Here is a 20,995-nt window from a genome sequence, read left to right as displayed (position 1 = left end):
GCTGGGTAGCTAAGTGCGGACGGGATAAGCGCTGAAAGCATCTAAGCGTGAAGCCCCCCTCAAGATGAGATTTCCCAGTATGTAAGACCCCTTGAAGACGACGAGGTTGATAGGCTGGGGGTGGAAGTGCAGCAATGCATGGAGCTGACCAGTACTAATCGGTCGAGGGCTTATCCAAAATTACCCCAAAAAGTGAAGCGAGGCTTCGAAGGTAATTCCGATTACTTTTCGGGGACCCCGGTGAACCAAATAGGGGCTAACACGCAAATCTAAGTTTCGTATCCGGTTTTCAAGCGATTAAGCTTGATATGTTTGGTGGCGATGGCGGAGGGGTTCCACACGTACCCATCCCGAACACGACCGTTAAGTCCTCCAGCGCCGATGGTACTTGGACCGAAGGGTCCTGGGAGAGTAGGACGCCGCCAAGCAAAGAGAAGAGAGCACTGCCGAGACAATCGGCGGTGCTCTTTTGCTTATTCAAAAGAAATAAGAGCCCAAACCGCCTCTATTTCACGAAAATGAGCCGCGTCTCGCAGAATAGAGCCTTTTTTGGTCCTTATTTAGGCCAATTCCGGCTAAACCACAGTCATTTCCCTCGATTCAGCCGAAATAAGGGCTCTTTTGACCTTTATTTCTACAAAAAGTGCCGCATCTAGCCCAATAAGGGCGTTTTTGGCTCTTATTTTTCCGCAATGGCCCAAAAACAGGCGTGCAATTGTCCGCTTCTTGAAACTAAATTATCGAGTTGGCGGTGAATCGTTGCGGGAAAAGGGAAGAAGCAGGCGGAGATATCGGCATGGTTTGAAACGCATCAGCAGAGCATACGACATAGCCTGTCGCAATAAAGAAATAATAGGACCTGTCGCAGCAATCCTTTTCGGAGCGCTACACACAGGTCCTATATTTATGAAACTATAATTGATTGTTTTATTCTGCGGACACGGCATCAACCTCTTGCTGATCTTTGAGTTGATATTGACCCGATATCACGATCTGGTCCCCTTGGCTAAGCCCGCTGGTCACTTCCTGATACATACCGTTGAGGCGTCCCAATTGTACCTGACGTTTCTCTACTTTGCCTTCGGCATAGACATATACGAAAGAATTGCTTTCTTCGCGGATAACTGCCGTTGTTGGAACGGTCAGCACTTCTTGTTCCGCTTCATCGGTAAGCAGCAATTGAATCTTAGCTCCGGGCTTTAGCGCCAGCCCCTTATTATCAGCTTCAAGTTCGACCGAATAAGTTCTTTGCTGCGTATTCATAATGTCGGAAAAATACACGATCGTTGCTTTCTGTAATTGCTCCGGTTGATCGGTGGTATAGAACGTTAATTCGTTCTTGCCCTGCAGCAGCTTGGCGTTTTCCTCCGTGATGCTTGCTTCGATTTTAACAGGATCGATTTGCTGAATATTGCCGACCACTCCCTGGGATACCGTCATTCCCTGCTCAACGGGAAAATCGGTTAAAACCCCGCTGATCGGCGCGGTAATCTTGTAGTTAGCCAGCGTACGGTCAATCTCCTGGATACTGATTTGTGCTAATTGAATTTGGTCCTTAAGCGGCTGCAGCGCATCGGGGTCATTTGAGCTCGTAAATTGGCCGTTTTTTAGATTATCCTGGGCGGTGCGCAGCGAAATTTCCGCTTTTTGCTTTTGCAGGAGGACATCGGTAGGGTCCAATTCTATTAGCAGCTCTCCTTTCTTAACCTGATCCCCCCGCTTTTTCGTGACCTTCAGCACATCGCCGCTTGCTTTAGCGATAATATCCCGGTTTTCTGAAGCGAGTACCTCAGCTACGGTCTCTTGCGGATCCCCGATACTTCTATTTTCCACCTGGCTTACCTTTACGGACGGGATTTGCACGGTATTATCGGTTGCTACCGGCTTATTTTCCTCACTATTGGAACAGCCGGCTGCGATTATCGTGACTAAAGACAACAATGTGCAGCCCAGCGCTAATTTGTACCATACTCTGCTATTCATCGACCACTACTCCTTCCTTGTTGTCAACTGGTGACTGGGGTAACCGGTCTCTATGGATTATTTTCGATACCCGGCTTTTAAATGATTCGATCATTTCATAAATAACCGGAACAACAACCAATGTCAGTATTGTCGAGGAGACTAGTCCACCGATGACGACGACAGCCATACCTTTGGATATCATTCCTCCCGCATGGGTTAATCCGAGAGCCAGCGGCAGCATCGCAACCATAGTGACGACGGCAGTCATAATGATGGGGCGAAGGCGAAGTGTACCCGCCTGCACCAGCGCGTGACGAACCGTGTAGCCTTCTTGACGCAGCTGCTGGGTTCGGTCGATCAACAAAATCGCGTTGGTGACTACAATCCCAATCAGCATCATGAAGCCCATCAGAGATGTCATACTGAGCGCCTCTCCACTGACTAGCAAACCGACTAGCCCGCCGATTACCGCTAGCGGCAATGAGAACAAGATAACAAACGGAGCACTGGTATTGCCAAATGAAATTACCATGATCAAATAAACGATAAATACGGCCGCCGCCATGGCGACAAACATTTGTGTAAAAGTATCTCCGATCATCTCGGTTATACCGCCTATTTCACGCGACACTCCATCGGGAAGCTGGACCTCGGCGAGGGAGGCTGAAACGAGTGAACTGATCCCGCCTTTATTCTGGCCGCCGATTTTGGCCGTGATCGTAACAACCTGCTCCTGGTCATTACGCTGGATGCTTGAAGCGGCATCGATTTCATTCAGCTTGGCGATGTCTTTCAAATAAACGATCGTTCCGCTCGTGGACTGGAAAGGAATCTCCCCAAGCTTCGAAAGGGTGTTGAGATCTGTTTTATCCAGCTCCACGGTTGTCGTGTAAGTTGTGTTATCGAGCTTCAAATCTCCAATTTCATACGTTGTGAGCCAACCGGCAACCGTTTGATGGACAGTTGAAACGGTGAGCCCATATTGCCATACCTTGTTTTGGTCGACTTCAATCTCCAATTCCTTCTTGGCATCGCTAAGTGTATCCTTGATTTCGCTTAGTTCCGGATACTCTTTCAAACGATCTTTTATCAGCGCTGCAGCTTCTGTCAGCTGGATAAGGTCGTCTCCCTTTAAAGAGTACTCAAAATTAGAGTAGTCCATCCCGCTACTTTGCAGGGAACTTACGTTCAGTTCCGAGCCTTCGGGGAGCTGAGCCAACAAAATTCCTTTGTACTCGTCCTGAACTTCCTTCACATCGCTGCCATCGCTGACTTCGGTGAAAATTTGCGCTCTGTAGGACGTTGGGGTCGATGATCCTGCAAATCCGACCAGCGCTTCCGTAAACGTAAATTGCCGTTCTCCATCGGAAGTCTGTGCGGTTTGCAAAATATTCTCCAAGTCTTTAACCTTTAGGTCCATCGTTTCCAAAGAGGTTCCGTACGGCAATTTAATATCATAATAAAACTGATGAGGCGGCTCCTCTTCAGGAACCAAGGTAACCGATAGAAACGGTAAGGTGCCGACAATGGACGTGACCAACAAGACTACTGCAATAAGCAGCGTCTTGATGCGATGACTTAGCGACCATTCCAAAATGCGGCGGTAAAATGCCAACATACGGCCTGCCTTCGGTTCCTCATGTTTAATGGAGGCTCCGCGGAGCACCAGTAATTTTGCCAGCATCGGGATGACGGTTAAGGCGACAAGCAGCGAAGCCAACATCGCCGTGGACAGTGTGATGGCAAACGGGCGGAACATTTGACCGGCCATGCCGCTAACGAAAGCGAGCGGAATGAACACCCCAACCGTTGTCAAAGTTGAGGAAGTAATCGCGGAACCCACCTCGGCGGTGGCCTTTTTAATCACCGACTCCCCGCGTTCCTGAGCTTTCTGCAGATGAGAATATATATTTTCGATAACGACGATGCTGTCGTCGACAACGCGGCCGATCGCGATAAACATTCCGCCTAAGGTCAAGGTGTTCAGCGAAATGTCCAGAGAATTCATCACGATCAAAGTAATTAATATCGACAGCGGGATCGATATAAGTACGATCAGAGTCATGCGAATATTCCGCAAAAACAAGAGAATCATGATCGCGGCCAAAATCGCACCGGTGATCCCCTCTCTTAACATCCCGTTGATGGAATCACTTACTTGTATTGAAGAATCAAATATCGTCTTGAAGCTGATATCCGGATTTTGTTCGTTCCAGCCTTTGATGAGCCCCTCGACATGGTCCGCGAACTCAACGGCATTCGCATCGCTCGCTTTATACAACTGGATGCCGATCGCCGGTTTATTGTCCAGCCGGGCGATAAACTCCGATTCGGAGATCGATTGAATCGTGCCTAGCTGATTCAATCGCACCCTGTTTCCTTGAGCAGTCAGCAAATCGATATTTTCTAAAGTGTATATGCTGTTGGTATCGCCCTTTACTCTGGCCATGAGCGAATTGCCTTCAATTTCGACCTCTCCTGCCGGCAAAGAGGTTAGTTGCTGCTGCACTTGGCCTGATACCTGGCCGGGCGACAGACCGAAGGTATTCAGTTTGGCCGCATCCAGCTTAATGCTTAACGTCGTTTCCCGCGATCCGATTTCATCCATATGATCGAATCCCGGGGTCGATTCCAGCCCTGGCTTGATCTCGTCCGTAAACCATTGGTCCAATTCGGTTTGGCTCATTCCGTTTTCGGAGGAAATCGCTAAGTAATACGAGGGTATAGAGGCGAACCCGAGCGTTGCGACTTTAGGCGTTCCGGCCGAAGCGGGGAGATCTACCTCCTGAAGCAAGCTGTCGATATCCAGCTTTTTATCCTCAGGCTCCACGTTGTCCTCCAGATAGACAATGATCGTGGAAAAATTGTCGCTTGACGAAGAATCAATTGAGCTAATTCCCTCCATATTAGCTATTTTTTTCTCCAGAGGTTCCGTTACCTGCTCCATGACGTCGCTTGGCGAGCCGGTGTAGGTTGTCGTTATGTATACGACGGGAATGGAGATGTCAGGCATAACCTCTGTTTTCAGATTTCCAGCCGAATAGACGCCCGCAAGGAACAGCATCACGATCATGATGATGAGCGCCCCCGTATTTTTCATGGAGAAGCTGGTTATTTTATTCATGGCAATCCTCCTATCTTAGGTAAGATTACCGTAGAAATATGAACTGAATATGAATGTTTATTAATTATTTAAAATTAAAATCATAATAAGGAAGGATAACGACGATTTCCGTACCGCTGCCGAGTTTGCTCCGCACCTTTATTTCCCCGTGGTGCAACCCGACGATCTTGCCGACGATAGCCAAACCCAGGCCATTGCCGCCGTAAATCCGGTTACGGGAACGGTCCGCTTTGTAAAACCTCTCGAATATATGGTTTTGGTCTTCCTCGGCAATACCGATGCCCGTATCGGCAAAGGTGATTTCGACGCGGTTAATGTCTTGTTGAAGCGTTATAGTAATGCCGCCCTTTTGGGGGGTGAATTTTATACTGTTGGAAAGCAGGTTGATCCAGACCTGGTTCAGCCCGTCACGGTCACCGGTAATTTTAACTACAGGCAAATCCAAGTGGATGGCGATTCCCTTGGCCGACCATTGCGGCTCAAAGGCGACAACGGTTTGTTTGATCTGTTCATCAAGCCGGAATGTTTCCGGATGAAAAGGGTGATGATCGGAATCAAGTGAAGCCAATTTAAGCAGGTTATCGCTCATTCTGGACACCCGTTCACTTTCTGTAATGATGATATCCAAATAACGTTCGCGGTCATTGCTAACCAGCGTTTCGTCTTTGAGCGCCAAGGCAAAGCCGTGGATGGAGGTTAGCGGCGACTGAATTTCATGGGAAACGTTGGATACAAAATCCTGTCGCATTTGTTCAATCTTATGGAGCTGTTGCCTCATTTCATCAAAGCTTTGAACAAGCACACCTATTTCGTCCTTGCGCTTTACTTTCAAATCTACGTTAAAATCCCCTTTGGACATCCTCCGTGTAGCTTCCGTCAGTTTCCGCAGCGGATGGACCAAAAAGGCGGCTTCAACTATAAAAAACAGGCTTCCGCCGATCATAACGATTAAGACCATTGTAGAGATGATTCCACTCACCGGGTTTCCGATATTTTTATTTAAAACGGGCCGAATAAACATCGCATACGTCTGATTCTGATAATTGAAGTTGATTCCGACATAGATATGGCCGTCCGCCGATCCCCGTACGGTTTGTCCCTGCCGGACCTTTTCGACCTCTTCCTCGGATACGGGGATATTGATATCTAGGCCATACTTCTCTACCCTGGAACTTTCGTCATAAATTTGTACGCCGACGATTACCGGGAAATTGCTCATATCGTCCATCACCGCCCCCCGGTTATCGAATCCGGACCGCTCGAAAATACGGACTAGGCTATGCCCCATGGAAACCAAAAAATCCTGGGTTTGTTCGTGGGTCGATTTTTTGAAAAGTTCACCCGCGATGATGGAGGAGGCAAGCAAACTGACGATGATGGCGGATAAGAACATCAATACGATACGGATATATAAGGATTTGATCATTTTCCGACCTCTAGCCTGTATCCAAGGCCGTAAACCGTTTCTATGCGGAAGGAGGACGCGGAATCATAATCCGCAAACCGCTCCCTCAGCCTTCTAATATGTACGTCAATCGTCCGATCGTCTCCCGTATAATCGCTTCCCCAAATTTGTTCGATCAATTGCCCGCGAGTGAAAATATGTCCGGGATGGCTGCCGAGTTTAAATAAGAGTTCAAATTCCTTGGGCGGAATGTTGATTTCTTCCGAGCCGCGGAGGACCTTGTAAGTTTGGCGGTTCAACAGGATGCTGCCGAGCTGGATCGTTTGAGAAGAAAAAATCCGATAACGCTTAAAAAGAGCTTTGACACGGACAACCAATTCTCTTGGATCGAATGGCTTAACGAGGTAATCGTCTGCGCCAAGGTTGAAGCCTTTTACCTTATGAGAGGTTTCCCCTTTGGCCGTAACGATCAGCAGAGGAATATCGGGATCTATTTTTCGGAGTTCATCGCATAATTGAAAGCCGTCCATATTCGGCATCATGATATCGCAGATCACGAGATCGACCGAGGTTTGGTCGACGATTTGCAGCGCTTCGGCTCCGTCATTGGCTTGTATAGGGTTCATTCCTTCATTTTTCAGGTATAGGCAAATCAGTTCGCGAATGTATTCATCGTCGTCTATGATTAATATTGTGGTCATCTGCGGAAACTTCCCCCTTAAGAACTATTGATGCGTATAATAATACGTCTAAACATAATTCTCGTTTCTTTGAAAGTTCGTAATTGGACTTTTAGTTAGATTAACAGTTAATTGTAGCAGCAAGCAATACGATATAAGAGTCTGGAAGTTCTCTCAAAAGGAATGTAACCTTTTTGTTACCGACGGGCCGAAGACTACCGTTATAATTAAGAATGGCAAACTTGTTGCTAGGATTTTAGACCTATCCGCGTTCTATATCGGGAATATGACATCGAAGTATAATTATGGTCAGAATATAGGTTGGGTAAGGAGGAATACAGCATGCGGCAAAGAGGAATAAGACATTCCTTATGCTTCATGGGGGTAGTCTTCATGGTGTTGACCATCATTGCAGGCTGTGCGGATTCCGAGCCTACCTGGACGACGTTTGTCGGCTCAGCGGTGGAGAAGAGCTTCCCTATTCCTAAAGAAGCAGAACGGACGGAAACGGCAATGAACAACTCCAAGATGGACTATGTTCACTATTCATTGTCGGGGCTGAGTGAAAGCGAAGGCGTTCCTGAAGCTTACCAGAAGGCGATTACCGAGTGGGGCTGGACGGAAAAGACGGAGGAAAGCAAAGGAACGACGCGGGTATACAAAAAAGATAAGTTAATCGTTCAGCTTACGATACATGACAATGCCTTCACCGTATTGGTTCCGAAAATCGAACAGAAAGCCGTTATCCAAGGTTTGGAGAGCCCGTAGCGACGTATAACGTTGAAGGGACAAGCAAGAAAAAATTTGCCTGTTTTCTGCATTCATGCAGGAAACAGGCTTTTTCACGTTTAAGGCATATAGTAAGAGGTGTCTTGTTCGTTAAATTTGATCATGCCGTTTTTCGGTTGTTTTCTTAACCCGGCCAGGATGATAAATCTCGGAGTCAGGAACCAGAGATGCCACAAGATTAAAGAAATGATAAACGAGACCGGCGACCAGGGAACGATAACCGCGATAATACAGATCCCGATCCAGGCGGCATGAATATGTACCCAGCGAAAAGTGCCGTAACTGACGAATTGATCCGGCAAATAGCCGATCCAGGGAATCTTCCGCGTAAATCGCCACCGTTTGCGGTGAGAATGATTTATAATAATCAGCACCGACCGGGCGATGACAAAATGGATCCAGAGGACGAGCGGGATGGCGAGCAGAAAGAAGAATATACTGGTCCAAGAGATAAATATCATTTCCGCAGCAAGCCAAATAAAGGGAAGCGTCATAAAGCTGTGGATCAACGGCTTGGGGAGAACGATTTTTTTGAGCAGCCGATAATGGTAAAAAGTCGCATTGCTTTCGGAATCAGCGGGCATCTCGAGACAACAATCCTCCTTGGCTTCGTGAGCAGAGTTTACATACTTTAATATATCGGTAAAAAGAAAGAATTTTTGAGATATGCGCCGTACAAACACGGATGCACGGGGTGCCGCATATATATAAAATAGGATACCGACTATGAAAGTGTTTAAAATAGTAGATTCTGTGCCATACTGGTAGTAAAACACACGAGGTGGGATCTTAAATGGATGAACTTACCGAGAGCACATGTATTATCTGTGGCGAGCCGAAAATGGAAGGGATTCATATCGTATCGGAATTCATATGTGATGCTTGTGAAGCGGAAATGGTGCATACGGACGTACAAGAAGAGAAATACCATTTCTTCATCCACCGGATGAAACAAATATGGGTAGAAAAGAATGTTTAAACGGAACATGAAAAAAGTGAAAAAGAAGATTGGTTAAGGACCTGTTCCATGCATTGGCGGGTCCTTTTATGTTGCCCTCCGCCTTAGGAAAGCGGTACAATGAATCGAAAGACCGTTTACTTTAGACAAGCCGGAAGGATCAGGATATAGATTGAGCAGTTACAACAAAAAAAAGAACGCGCCTGCACCGCTGTACGAAGCTTTGCTTCAGTATAAGGCGCGGGGAGACGTCTCGTTCCACGTGCCGGGGCATAAGAACGGCACGTCCTACAGGGGGAAGGATCTGGGCGGGGAGCTGGCCCAGGTCATGAGCATCGACGTGACGGAGATTACCGGCACGGACGATTTGCACCACCCGGAGGGGGTGATCCGCGAGGCGCAGCGGCTCGCGGCGGAGGCCTTCGGCGCGGAGGAGACGTTCTTCCTGGTTGGCGGCAGCACCGCCGGCAACCTGGCGCTGATCCTGAGCGTGTGCACCGCTCCGGGCGATGTGCTGCTCGTGCAGCGGAACGTGCATAAATCCGTCATTCACGGATTGATGCTGGCGCACGCGCACGCGGTGTTTCTGGCGCCGCAGCACGACGCCGCCAGCGGCCTGGCGACCATCCCGTCCGAGCGGACGGTGCGTGAAGCCCTGCGCCGGTACCCCGGCGCCAAGGGCGTGCTCCTCACGCACCCGAACTACTACGGGATGGGAGCCGCGCTCGCGCCGCTGGCCGCGCTCTGCCACGCGAGCGGCGTGCCGCTGCTCGTGGACGAGGCGCACGGCGCCCATTACGGGCTGCACCCGGCGCTGCCGGAGAGCGCGCTTAGGGCCGGCGCCGACGGCGTCGTGCAGTCCACGCACAAGATGCTTACCGCGCTCACCATGGGCGCGATGCTGCACGTGCAGGGCGGCCTGCTTGACCGGGGCCTGCTGCGGCAGCGGCTGGCGATGGTGCAGAGCTCGAGCCCTTCCTACCCGATCATGGCGTCGCTCGATGTCAGCCGCAGCCTGATTCAGACCCACGGGCCGGCCTTTTTTGCCGAGGGCTTGTCCGCTGCTGGTCGGCTGCGCCGGGGCGTGCAGAGCTTCGCCCGCCTCGGTGTTCTGGAACCGGGCGCACGCGGAGAAATTGCTGCATATGCTACACAAGACCCCTTTAAAGTCGTGGTCTACGACAAAGCAGGCTTGGTTAGCGGGTATGAGCTGCAGGAGAAGCTGGAGGCTTCTGGCTGCGTGCCGGAGATGTGCGATGACCGCCATGTCGTCCTGGCGCTCGGCCCCGGAACCTCGGAGGTGGATGCCGACCGGGTGCTCAAGGCGCTCGAGCAAATTGACGCGGAAGTCGGGGACGGTTTGAATCGGAGGGACGAAGGACCGGTTCTTGGGCCGCGGGAGGAATCCTTATTTTCCACGTGGAACATCCTCTCGAACCGGAAAGAGGATGGCGTCCCGGACGATGCGATTTCCGCTCCGGTCGCCTTTGATCTCCGTCCGCTCTTGCCGGATGAGACGGAAGCGATTCCGCTGGAGGAGAGCGCGGGCCGCCGGGCCGCGGAGATGATCATCCCTTATCCGCCCGGCATTCCGCTTGTTTATCCGGGAGAAGAGATTACTGCGGGGACAACGGCGAAATTGCTCGGGCTTCGGGAGGCCAAAGCCAAATGCCAGGGGGCGGCCGATCCGGGATTAAGAACGATACGAGTGATGAAGAATAGAACAGCACAGGATAGAAAGCAGGGGAAGTTTTGAACGCTACAGGACAAGGACTCTTTATAACACTCGAGGGCGGCGAGGGCTCCGGGAAAACGACGGTGATGCCGGAGATCGCACAAATATTGGAAGAGCGGGGGCTCCCTTATATCACCACCCGCGAGCCCGGAGGCATCCGCATCGCCGAAAGCATCCGCGAGATTATCCTGAATCCGGTCAATACGGAGATGGATGCGCGAACCGAAGCGCTGCTGTACGCGGCTGCCCGGAGTCAGCATTTGGCGGAGAAGGTGGAGCCGGCGCTGGCCAAGGGGATCACCGTGCTGTGCGACCGGTTTGTCGACAGCAGCCTGGTCTACCAGGGATATGCCCGGGGCCTGGGCATTGACGAGGTATTGTCGATCAACCTTTTTGCCGCAGCCGGGCGGTTTCCGGATATCACCCTCTACATGGATGTGGATCCGGAGCTGGCGCTTTCCCGAATCGCGGCCGGCCAGGGCCGTGAGATCAACCGGCTCGACCTGGAGGGGATCGAATTCCACCGGAAAGTACGGGAGGGGTACCGCATCATCGCCGGCATGTTCCCGGAGCGTTTTCACACGGTGGATGCTTCCGGCTCCCGGGAAGAAGTCACTTCCTTGATGAAGAACCGGCTTACCGCGGCTTTAAAGGAGTTTGGGCTATAGACGTCAAATATTAAATAAGTGGTTATATTGTTAGAAAGGAAGCCTGAGTAGGCTTGCTTATCAAAAAACAAGGAGGAGCTGCAAATGAAACTGCTCATTGCGATTGTTCAGGACAAAGACAGCAACCGGTTATCCAGCGCGCTGGTGAAGGAAAATTTCCGGGCCACCAAACTGGCCAGTACCGGAGGGTTTCTGCGGGCGGGCAACACGACGTTTATGATCGGGGTTGATGATGACCAGGTGGATTCCGTGATGAATGTCATCCGCAACAGTTGTAAGGTGCGCGAACAGCTAGTGACCCCGGTGACGCCGATGAGCGGTACGACGGATTCGTATTTGCCGCTTCCGGTGGAGGTTCAAGTGGGGGGAGCTACCGTATTCGTTCTGCCGGTAGACCGGTTCGAGCATTTTTGAATGAAGTTATAATCAGGCTCCCTTTGCAAGAATAAATATTTGACCAAAGATCGGCGGTGATAGCTGTGAAAATAGATCCGGGTTACAGGCCGCTGAAAAGCAGCCTGGGGGTAAACGATAGTCAGGCCAGGCCGGTCCAGGCGAAGAACTTCTCCGATGTCATGCAGCAGCAGGGCGAACAAGCGACCAAGGAGGAGTTGAACCGCAGGTTTAAAGAAATCCAGATTCAGGGGGACCGGCTCGCTCACTCGATGACCGTCCGTGAACTGAAAGCGTACCGCCTGTTAGTCAAAAGATTTCTCGAAGATACAGTCCGGCGGGGTGTCGGAATCAAGGACTCGAAAGGTTGGGACCGGCGCGGCCGGGGAAAACGTTACAAATTGCTTGAAGAGGTGGATGCCGCATTGCTCTCGTTGGCCGATGAACTTCTGGAAACGGAGCAGGGAAAGATCGAATTGCTTCAGAAGATCGGCGAAATCCGCGGCATGCTCATCAATATATGCTTCTAGAAGGTGAGGGCATTTCTTTTAGCATTCGAAAGGTAGAAATCACTTATGTCTTTTAAAGAAATCATTGGGCAGGAGGCGGCGAAGCGATTGCTGCAGAGCGGCCTCCGCCATAATCGCATCTCGCATGCCTATATATTCAGCGGGCCGACGGGGAGCGGGCAGAAAGAGATGGCGATGGCTTTCGTCCAGACTCTGTTCTGCACAGAGAGCGGGGACGATGCTTGCGGAACATGCCTGGAGTGCCGCAAGGTGCTGCACGGCAATCACCCCGACCTTCATTACGTTTCACCCGAGGGCTCCACGATTAAAATAGATCAGATCCGCGAATTGCAGCGGATTTTCTCTTACCGTTCGGAAAGCGGTAACCCGAAGGTATATATTATTGACCAAGCGGACAGGATGACGGTCCAGGCGGCGAACAGCCTTCTGAAATTCCTGGAAGAGCCCCCATCTCCGGCGGTCGCCATTCTCCTGTCGGATAACGGACAAGCCTTGCTTCCCACCATTCAATCCCGGGCTCAGCTGGTGCCCTTCAAGGCGCTGGACCCCGAAAGCATGCTACAGATTTTATCGTCCGAAGGCTTTCCCGGGACGTTGTCCAGAAGCGCGGTTCATGTAGCCGCCGGAATCGACGCGTGCCGCGAGCTGCTGCGCCAGAATTGGTTTGCCGAAATCAGAAGCGTAGTGTTACAATTAGGGAAGGAAACCGCTGGCCGTGGCGGGTCTCCTCTGATTACAGCGCAGCAAACTGTTTTTAAAGCAGGTTTGGGCGAACATATGGACATGCTGTTTGACCTTTTCCATTTGTGGTTCAAGGACATGATCCATGCGCTCTATCATCGACATGATCAAATCGTTTTCATAGATGAACTGGATTTTATTGCAAAACAAGCTTTTACGCGCAGCGCCGCCGAATGGGTCGACGCCATGGCGCTTGCGGCGGAGGGCCGAAAGAAGCTTCGGCAGAATATGAATAGCCAGCTCTGTCTCGAGCAGTTCCTGATTGGCATTGGCGGATAATGCAAGTGCATAAGACCGGTGCCGGAGGTGCCGGACAGACAAACTTTCTCCCGTGCATGAACAGGGTTTTTCAAGGCGTTCACCATTATTCAAGTGTAAGTTCAAAGATCATTTGAGCTTCCTCTTAAAGGTATACAAGGGGGTTAGTTTTTGTACACTGTAGTAGGCGTTCGCTTCAAGAAAGCGGGCAAAATATATTATTTCGATCCGCTGGAGCTGCCGGTCGAGAAAGACGACAGCGTTATCGTCGAGACGGCGCGCGGCATCGAATACGGTAAAGTGGTCGTTGGGAAGAAGCAGGTCGGAGAGAACGATGTAGTGCTTCCGCTGAAAAAGGTGATTCGTATCGCCGATGATTCCGACGCCCGTGTTGTGGAAGAGAACAAATTTGCGGCAAAGAACGCGTTTGCCACATGTTTAAATAAAATTAAAGATCATGATCTGAAGATGAAGCTGGTGGATGTGGAATTTACCTTCGACCGCAATAAGATCATTTTCTACTTCACGGCCGAGGGGCGGGTCGATTTTCGCGAATTGGTCAAGGATTTGGCCAGCATTTTCCGGACGCGGATCGAACTCCGGCAAATCGGCGTAAGAGACGAGGCCAAGATGCTCGGCGGAATCGGTCCTTGCGGACGGGTGCTCTGCTGTTCCTCCTGGCTCGGCGATTTCGAGCCGGTGTCGATCAAGATGGCGAAGGATCAAAGCCTGTCGCTGAATCCGACCAAAATTTCCGGCTTGTGCGGCCGGTTAATGTGTTGCTTGAAATTTGAGCATGATAATTATGAAAGCGTCAAGGAAGAGCTTCCTTCGGTGGGAAAAATGGTAATCACTTCGCTGGGAGACGGAAAAGTGGTTGGTCTGAATGCCGGAACGCGTACCGTCCATGTGCAATTGTTTGAAATTGGCAAAGTCAAGGAGCTTCCGCTTGACGATGTCGTCGTGAAATAGATTGGATTCAAGAAAGACTTTAGAGATGACTCTGGGGTGGGAACTTGGAGAATAAAGATATTTTCAATCATATGCAGACGCTGGAATCACAAATGGGAAAATTTCACGGCCAATTTGGCGTATTGATGCAGGAAGTGAAGCGGCTGCTCGAAGAAAATCAGCAGCTTCGCTTGGAGAACGAGAAGATGCGCAAAATTTTAAAAAGCGAAACGGGAGAAGGCACCTCGCCTTCGGTGTCCCCGGAACAGCCGCCCTCTTTGCTCGAGGGTGACGAAGACATCGATATCGTCGGCGAAGGGTATGATAATCTCGCGCGCTTATATCACGAAGGTTTCCACATCTGCAATGTCTATTACGGGCATCTGCGCACTGAAGGCGACTGCCTGTTCTGCTTGTCTTTTTTGAATAAATAACAAACCGTAGGGAACTCGCCTACGGTTTTTTTTTAGATATAAGAGCTTCGGGTATAAGATATTATTCACAGAAGGAAGATCCAATTTGAAGAATCAGGTAGTGATTCATGAGAAGGAACGGGTCGATGACCTGTTGACGCATGATCTGAAAATCATCCAAAGCGACGAGGTATTCAGTTTCTCGATGGATGCGGTGCTGCTCGCCCGGTTCGCGCCGGTGCCGAAATACGGGAAAATCCTTGATCTTTGTACCGGCAACGGGGTCGTTCCGCTGCTGCTGTCAACGCGGACGAAGGCGCAGATTGAAGGGATAGAGATTCAGCCCCGGCTGGTTGATATGGCCCGGCGCAGTGTGGAAATGAACGAACTAAAGGAGCGGATCGTGATTCGCGAAGGCGACCTGCGAGAACTGGTCAAGGAGACGGGGCACGGCGTATACGATGCCATAACGGTAAATCCTCCTTATATGCCGCTGACGGGCGGAGATTTGAAGCTCAACTCCCATCAGGCGATTGCCAGGCATGAAATCCATTGTACCCTGGAGGAAGTCATTGCCGCTTCGATGCGGCTGGTGCGACCGGGAGGCAAAGTGTCGATGGTGCATAAACCGCAGCGGCTTGGCGAGATTCTGACCGTGTTCCGCCAATACCGGCTGGAGCCGAAAGTGATCCGGTTCGTTCATCCGCGGGCCGGCGCGGAAGCGAATATGGTGCTGATCGAAGCGCTGCGGGACGGGAAGCCCGATATGCGGGTGCTGCCTCCGCTGATCGTGTATAACGAGCAGGGAGAATATTGCCCCGAAATTATGGATATCTATTATGAAGCAAAAGAGGGAAGAACATGATTGCCATTCAAAAGAGCTTTGAAGATAAGCCGGGAAGCCGCGGGAAATTGTATCTTGTCGCCACGCCGATCGGCAATTTGGAGGACATGACCTACCGGGCCGTGCGGGTGCTGCAGGAGGCCGACATTATCGCCGCCGAGGATACGCGGCAGACGCGAAAATTGCTGACGCATTTTGAAATTTCGCCGGGGAAATTGTTCAGCTATCATGAACATAACAAGGCGGCGAGCGGGCCGGAATTAATTCGCTTTATAATAGAAGGAAAAAATTTAGCCCTGGTCAGCGACGCCGGTCTGCCGGCGATTTCCGACCCCGGCAGCGATCTTGTGAAGCTGGCGATCGAGGCGGATATTCCGGTCATCCCCGTACCCGGAGCCAATGCGGCTTTGTCGGCTTTGATCGTATCGGGGCTGTCGACCGAACGGTTTCAATTCGTCGGCTTCCTGCCCCGTGACAACAAAGAGCGCGACGCCCTGCTTGCCTCGCTGAAGCAGGAGGAGAATACCCTGCTGTTATACGAATCGCCCCACCGTTTGATCAAGACGCTGGAAGCGCTCTTTAAAGCTTGGGGGGACCGGAATATCGTACTGGCCCGCGAATTGACGAAACGGTATGAAGAAATGGCCCGGGGGAGCCTGTCCGAATGTCTGGCGTGGCTTGAAGAGCATCCGCCGTTAGGTGAATATTGCCTTGTGGTTGCCGGTGCCCGTCCGGAAGAGGTGAAAGAAATGAAGGATGCCTGGTGGCAGCCCTTATCCGTCGAGGAGCATGTTCGCCATTACGAAATGCAGGAAGGGTGTGCGCGTAAAGAAGCGATGAAAAAGGCGGCCGCCGATCGAGGCGTATCCAAACGGGAAATTTACAAGATCATTGCCGTGGACGATAAGGAATAGCGGGGAATACCGAAGATTATACAAAAAAAGGAAAAAAAGGGGCCTCCGCAGGCCGGGTTCAAGCCTGGAAGGCACCAAGGAGATATGAAAAAGGTTAGAATTAACAGTTTTCGATAAAACTATTATATACTATATTTCTTAATTTGTCACAGGGGTAGGAAGCTCAGTAAGACATTCATGGCAAACAATTTTGCCTTTGAAATAGGTCACGTTCTCGGCGTTGCCGCAGAAGATGCATGCAGGCTCGTATTTCTTCAACATGATCCGTTCGCCGTCAACGTAGATTTCGAGTGCGTCTTTCTCGCCGATGCCGAGTGTGCGGCGCAATTCAATCGGAATTACTACCCGTCCCAGTTCATCTACTTTTCTTACAATACCTGTTGATTTCATCATAACCGATGATAGCTCCTCTCGCTATAATATAAAAGCGTCATTATTCGACAAACTTCTATCTTTTATGATATTTATGATACCAACCATTGCCAAAACAGTCAACCTATTTATGGTAGAGTTCATTGTTATTTCTAATTTTAAATGTTTAAAGGGTATGATCTAACTAGAATTATCCATAAAACTCGCCGTTTTTAGGGGTTCGACACATTGGAAAACGCTATTTTTACAATATTCGACACAGTTCGACATTATCCTACGTGTTCAGTCATAATCCTTCTTTATTTTTCAAAATCTTTTTAATAAGGAAAGGAGTTTTAGGTATGCGGCATCGTCTTCATGAAGAAAAAGTATTCAAGGACCCGGTTCACAATTATGTGCATGTGCAGGATGAAATCATTTGGTCGCTCATCAATACTTCCGAGTTCCAGCGGCTGCGGCGGATTCGCCAGCTTGGCACATCGTATCTTACTTTTCATGGAGCCGAGCACAGCCGATTCTCGCATTCATTAGGGGTTTATGAAATTACCCGGCAAATTATTTCTCAATTTGAACGGGCGAATTATCCGGATTGGCCGCAGGAGGAAAGATTGGTGGCTCTTTGCGCCGCTTTGCTGCACGATCTGGGTCATGGCCCGTTCTCTCATTCCATTGAGCAGGCGTTCAATATGAACCATGAAGATTGGACTTGCAAAATCATGCTTGGCGATACGGAAGTTGGCGCTGTACTTCGGCAAATGGGGGACGATTTCCCGAAGAAAGTGGCCGCCGTCATCCGGAAGGATTATGAGCATCCGATTGTGGTCAATCTCGTATCGAGTCCGCTGGATGCCGACCGTATGGATTATTTGCTGCGGGACGCGTATTTTACCGGGGTTAATTACGGTACGATCGACATGGACCGGATCCTCCGGATGCTGCGGCCGTTCCAGGGCCGGATCGTCGTCAAGGAATCGGGGATGCATGCGGTGGAAGACTATCTGATGTCCAGGTATCAAATGTACTGGCAGGTTTATTTCCACCCGGTAACCCGCAGCTCGGAGATCATTCTGCGGCAAATCTTCCGCCGGGCGAAAGAGCTTTACGCCGAAGGACACCGTTTCGCTTTTCTGCCCGAGCCCTTGCCGGGATTGTTCGGCCGGGATTTGACCGTCCGGGAATACCTGCTGCTTGATGAAGCGCTGGTACAAACCGCGTTTATGCAGTGGAAGAATGAACCCGACGAACTGTTAAGCGATCTGTGCACCCGGTTTTTGGACCGGAAATTGTATAAATATGTAGAAGTCGAATCGCTCGACCTGGAAATGATCGACGGCATCCGCCAAGCTTTCGGTAAGGCGGGGCTTCACCCCGAATACGATCTGGAAATTGATTTTCCGACTGATCTGCCTTATGATGTGTTTCGTCCGGACGGCGAATTGCGGGACAAGCAGATTCTTCTGCTGGACCGCCAGGACCGTTTGCGGGAAATTTCCGAAGTTTCGGATATTGTCCGTTCGATCAGCGGTTTGCACCGGGGCAAATTTCATTTGTACTTTCCGGACAATAAATTGATGACCGTTATCGGTAGGCTGCCGCGGGAGATCGCCGAAATATTCGAGCAGGGGAACAGCCAGGATCAGCTAACCAAGGAGGAGTAGCCATGGAGCTATTTGATACGCATACACATATGGATGCGCCGCAGTTCAACGACGACCGGGAAGAGGCGATTCAGCGGGCTTTGGAGCAGGGAGTGACGCGGATGATCAACATCGGATTTAACCGCGAAACGATCCCCACGACGATGAAGCTGGCCGAGTCCCACGACTTCATTTACGCGGCGGTGGGATGGCACCCGCAGGATGCGATTACGATGAAGGATGAGGATTTGGACTGGATCGCACAATTGTGCAAGCATGAAAAAGTGGTGGCCATCGGAGAAATCGGACTGGATTATTACTGGGACACGTCGCCCAAAGACGTGCAGCATGAAGTGTTCCGCAAGCAAATCCGGTTGGCACGGGAGCTCGGTATGCCGATCTGCATCCATAACCGGGACGCGCACGAAGATACCGTCCGTATTTTGCGGGAGGAGAAGGCAAATGAAATCGGCGGCGTGATGCATTCCTACTCGGGAAGCTGGGAAATTGCCAAAATGTGTCTGGATTTGGGATTTCATTTGTCGTTTGGCGGACCGATTACGTTTAAAAATGCAAAACAGCCGAAGGAAGTTCTGGCCAAGACGCCGATGGACCGTTTGCTGATCGAAACCGATTCCCCGTACTTAACTCCACATCCATTTCGTGGAAAACGAAACGAGACCGGATATGTCCGTTTAGTGGCCGAAGCGGCCGCCGAGTTGAAAGGCGTTTCGGTAGAGGAAATCGCCGAAATAACCACCAGAAATGCCCTGGAACGATTTGGGATTCGCTGAATTCGGGAGAAAAAGCGGTGAAAAAAAGAGCATTCGCGAAAGATTAATGGATATTAATCATTAGAGCTCAGATTATTACATTTTTTTAACCATTTATTAAAATAAACGTGGTTGATTCGCGCTTTACAACCTGCATCGAAACAGGATAGAATCTTTTCAGTAATCTTTTTGGAGTCGTTCATGAGCCAACCTGACGATTCCGATTACATGTTCCGTGAACCAGTCTCGCTTAATCTCCACTTGTGGAGAACGGGGGAACCAACTGCAAGCGGGCCGGATAAGCCGGCTTGACCTGCACTTGATTTCTTTACTTGGGTCAATGGGGTGAATTCAAGGTCGTTGCGCCATGAGCGAATGAACCGAGGAAGGGCGGGTCTCTCGCGTCCTAACCCGACAGCTAACTCCGTAAGCGTACTAAGAGAGGGCAAACTCGTGCATCCTACTACACCAAGACATTCGGAAGCCACGAAAGAGAGCCTCTTACTCTTTCTCTAAGGCTTCTTTTGTTTTGAATAAACGTAATAGGGTCATCATACTGTTGTATACAGGAGGTGACTATGCCGGGCAGACTGGGGCAGGATGCGAAGTGCGGCTTTTCGGCGCATTTCGTAAATATGAAATGTAGTCACGTCATACGCAACATGAATCGACCTAGACGGCGGGACTATGAAGGAGGACGGAAGAAATGGGCATTTTCCGTAAGCAGGAATCCCATGAATCACGCTCATCCAGCATGTCTTACGCATTGCGATGGAAACAAGAACATTTACGTCAAATTTCCGTTATCGGAATTTTGGCCATCGCGGTAATTGTCATCATCCTGATTTGGGTATACAGCCAAAACAATAAACAGAGCTATTTGGTTGTTGACGGGCAGCAGGAAAGCACCGAATCCCGTCAATCGCTAGTCAATCAATTGCTGGAAGAACAGTCTCTCGTTATCAACGCGGAGGATGCGGCGGTAAATCCGCTGGTCGGCTCTCCGGAAGACGGGGACAAAATTGCGCTCGTGCGCGCGGTTCCTGTAAAGGTGAGCGTGGATGGAGCGACGAAGACCGGTTTCACAACGCAACATAGCGTGCAAGATGCGATCGATGAGCTTGGCGTGACTTTGGGAAAAGAGGACAAAGTGACCCCGGCGCTCGACAGCTATGTAACGGCCAACATGAACATCAAGATCGTCAGAGTTACCAAACAACAAGTACAGACGCAAGAAGCGGTGCCTTTTACCGTCGTGAAGACTTCGGACGACACCCTGCTCAAGGGCAAGACCAAGATTTTGTCCCCGGGCAGCGAAGGGCTGGTCATTCATAATATCGAAAAGGTGTATGAAGACGGAAAATTCGTATCCAAGCGCTGGCTCGGCAAAGAGGTCGCCAAGAAGGCCTCGCCGAAAGTCGTCGCCGTAGGAACGAAACCGGCGGCCGTTGCGGCGGCCAGCATTTCCCGTAGCTCGAACTCGGTAAATATCAGCGGGCTAACCACGAAAGGCGGCGTCTCGTTTAAATATAAAAAAATACTTAAAAACGTGACCCTTACGGCCTATTCCTCCGAGGAAGACGGCATCGGGACGCGGACGGCATCCGGCACCAGGGTGACGGAAGGTCGAACGATCGCGGTCGACAGCAGCGTCGTTCCTTTGGGCTGGTGGGTTTATATCGAGGGCGTCGGCTTCCGCAAAGCGGAGGATACCGGCGGCGCGATCAAGGGCAACAAGATGGACGTCTACTATGACTCCCTGAAAGCGGCGCAGAACTTCGGGCGCAAAAAGGGCCGGACGGTGTATGTCATCGGTCCGACCAAACCGGAGCTCAACTAGCGGCG

The 20,995-nt window shown here is 50.5% G+C and carries 20 protein-coding genes, 2 rRNA genes and 1 riboswitch; of the genes, 16 read left to right on the top strand and 6 right to left on the bottom strand.

The features are described 5' to 3' along the window. A 23S ribosomal RNA gene (locus V3851_RS23545) occupies window positions 1-178 on the top strand; the annotation flags it as partial. A 133-nt stretch (window positions 179-311) separates the two neighbouring features. Continuing rightward, window positions 312-428 (top strand): 5S ribosomal RNA (rrf, locus tag V3851_RS23540). A gap of 499 nt (window positions 429-927) precedes the next feature. Here the strand turns inward: rrf and V3851_RS23535 are convergent. From V3851_RS23535 to V3851_RS23520, 4 genes are all read right to left on the bottom strand, one after another. Continuing rightward, window positions 928-1,983 (bottom strand): efflux RND transporter periplasmic adaptor subunit, encoded by a 1,056-nt coding sequence (locus V3851_RS23535; RefSeq protein WP_331848952.1) that lies wholly within the window; start codon window positions 1,981-1,983, stop codon window positions 928-930. Continuing rightward, window positions 1,976-5,089: an efflux RND transporter permease subunit gene (locus tag V3851_RS23530; RefSeq protein ID WP_331848951.1), complete on the bottom strand. Its 3,114-nt coding sequence runs from the start codon at window positions 5,087-5,089 to the stop codon at window positions 1,976-1,978. Before V3851_RS23530 ends, V3851_RS23535 begins: the two co-directional genes overlap by 8 nt. Before the next feature lie 64 nt (window positions 5,090-5,153). After that, window positions 5,154-6,515 (bottom strand): sensor histidine kinase, encoded by a 1,362-nt coding sequence (locus V3851_RS23525; protein WP_331848950.1) that lies wholly within the window; start codon window positions 6,513-6,515, stop codon window positions 5,154-5,156. Further along, on the bottom strand, window positions 6,512-7,195 hold the full coding sequence (locus V3851_RS23520) for a response regulator transcription factor (protein ID WP_331848949.1): 684 nt from the start codon (window positions 7,193-7,195) through the stop codon (window positions 6,512-6,514). Before V3851_RS23520 ends, V3851_RS23525 begins: the two co-directional genes overlap by 4 nt. Window positions 7,196-7,516: 321 nt before the next feature. On the opposite strand from V3851_RS23520, the gene V3851_RS23515 reads away from it, so the two are divergent. Next, a complete protein-coding gene (locus V3851_RS23515; protein ID WP_331848948.1) occupies window positions 7,517-7,942 on the top strand; it encodes a hypothetical protein in 426 nt (141 codons plus the stop codon). A gap of 80 nt (window positions 7,943-8,022) precedes the next feature. Here the strand turns inward: V3851_RS23515 and V3851_RS23510 are convergent, their stop codons facing one another. Further along, window positions 8,023-8,547, bottom strand: a complete 525-nt coding sequence (locus V3851_RS23510; protein ID WP_331848947.1) for a hypothetical protein — start codon at window positions 8,545-8,547, stop codon at window positions 8,023-8,025. A 209-nt stretch (window positions 8,548-8,756) separates the two neighbouring features. On the opposite strand from V3851_RS23510, the gene V3851_RS23505 reads away from it, so the two are divergent. From V3851_RS23505 to rsmI, 10 genes are all read left to right on the top strand, one after another. Continuing rightward, entirely contained in the window at window positions 8,757-8,942 is a 186-nt protein-coding gene (locus V3851_RS23505; protein ID WP_331848946.1) for a sigma factor G inhibitor Gin, read from the top strand. 151 nt (window positions 8,943-9,093) lie between these two features. Next, the gene (locus V3851_RS23500; protein WP_331848945.1) at window positions 9,094-10,677 is read left to right on the top strand and encodes an aminotransferase class I/II-fold pyridoxal phosphate-dependent enzyme; all 1,584 of its coding nucleotides are present in this window, start codon (window positions 9,094-9,096) and stop codon (window positions 10,675-10,677) included. A 65-nt stretch (window positions 10,678-10,742) separates the two neighbouring features. Next, on the top strand, window positions 10,743-11,324 hold the full coding sequence (gene tmk, locus V3851_RS23495; RefSeq protein WP_414859349.1) for a dTMP kinase: 582 nt from the start codon (window positions 10,743-10,745) through the stop codon (window positions 11,322-11,324). Window positions 11,325-11,408: 84 nt separating this feature from the next. After that, window positions 11,409-11,738 (top strand): cyclic-di-AMP receptor, encoded by a 330-nt coding sequence (locus V3851_RS23490; protein ID WP_331848943.1) that lies wholly within the window; start codon window positions 11,409-11,411, stop codon window positions 11,736-11,738. Window positions 11,739-11,803: 65 nt separating this feature from the next. Beyond that, a complete protein-coding gene (locus V3851_RS23485) occupies window positions 11,804-12,247 on the top strand; it encodes a YaaR family protein (RefSeq protein WP_331848942.1) in 444 nt (147 codons plus the stop codon). Between the two features lie 45 nt (window positions 12,248-12,292). Beyond that, window positions 12,293-13,267, top strand: coding sequence for a DNA polymerase III subunit delta' (gene holB / locus V3851_RS23480; RefSeq protein WP_331848941.1), 975 nt, complete (start codon window positions 12,293-12,295; stop codon window positions 13,265-13,267). A gap of 150 nt (window positions 13,268-13,417) precedes the next feature. Further along, a complete protein-coding gene (locus V3851_RS23475) occupies window positions 13,418-14,218 on the top strand; it encodes a PSP1 domain-containing protein (RefSeq protein ID WP_331848940.1) in 801 nt (266 codons plus the stop codon). 44 nt (window positions 14,219-14,262) lie between these two features. Then, entirely contained in the window at window positions 14,263-14,631 is a 369-nt protein-coding gene (gene yabA, locus V3851_RS23470; protein WP_331848939.1) for a DNA replication initiation control protein YabA, read from the top strand. An 85-nt stretch (window positions 14,632-14,716) separates the two neighbouring features. Further along, window positions 14,717-15,475 carry a tRNA1(Val) (adenine(37)-N6)-methyltransferase gene (locus V3851_RS23465; protein WP_331848938.1) on the top strand — a complete coding sequence of 253 codons (759 nt, stop codon included), beginning with the start codon at window positions 14,717-14,719 and terminating at the stop codon, window positions 15,473-15,475. Beyond that, entirely contained in the window at window positions 15,472-16,368 is an 897-nt protein-coding gene (gene rsmI / locus V3851_RS23460) for a 16S rRNA (cytidine(1402)-2'-O)-methyltransferase (RefSeq protein ID WP_331848937.1), read from the top strand. Before V3851_RS23465 ends, rsmI begins: the two co-directional genes overlap by 4 nt. 138 nt (window positions 16,369-16,506) lie before the next feature. Here rsmI and V3851_RS23455 read toward each other — a convergent pair whose 3' ends face one another. After that, window positions 16,507-16,761 (bottom strand): AbrB/MazE/SpoVT family DNA-binding domain-containing protein, encoded by a 255-nt coding sequence (locus V3851_RS23455; protein WP_028560748.1) that lies wholly within the window; start codon window positions 16,759-16,761, stop codon window positions 16,507-16,509. A gap of 320 nt (window positions 16,762-17,081) precedes the next feature. Here V3851_RS23455 and V3851_RS23450 point away from each other — a divergent pair, with 320 nt between their 5' ends. From V3851_RS23450 to V3851_RS23440, 3 genes are all read left to right on the top strand, one after another. Continuing rightward, window positions 17,082-18,398: an HD domain-containing protein gene (locus V3851_RS23450; RefSeq protein WP_331848936.1), complete on the top strand. Its 1,317-nt coding sequence runs from the start codon at window positions 17,082-17,084 to the stop codon at window positions 18,396-18,398. Window positions 18,399-18,400: 2 nt separating this feature from the next. After that, entirely contained in the window at window positions 18,401-19,171 is a 771-nt protein-coding gene (locus V3851_RS23445; protein WP_331848935.1) for a TatD family hydrolase, read from the top strand. A 216-nt stretch (window positions 19,172-19,387) separates the two neighbouring features. After that, window positions 19,388-19,599, top strand: a riboswitch (cyclic di-AMP (ydaO/yuaA leader). Between the two features lie 257 nt (window positions 19,600-19,856). Then, window positions 19,857-20,990: a G5 domain-containing protein gene (locus V3851_RS23440; protein ID WP_331848934.1), complete on the top strand. Its 1,134-nt coding sequence runs from the start codon at window positions 19,857-19,859 to the stop codon at window positions 20,988-20,990. The last annotated feature ends 5 nt before the right edge of the window (window positions 20,991-20,995 follow it).

The sequence above is a fragment of the Paenibacillus haidiansis genome, assembly GCF_036553665.1.
GTDB lineage: Bacteria > Bacillota > Bacilli > Paenibacillales > Paenibacillaceae > Fontibacillus > Fontibacillus haidiansis.
This window is presented reverse-complemented; position numbering and strand designations above follow the sequence as displayed.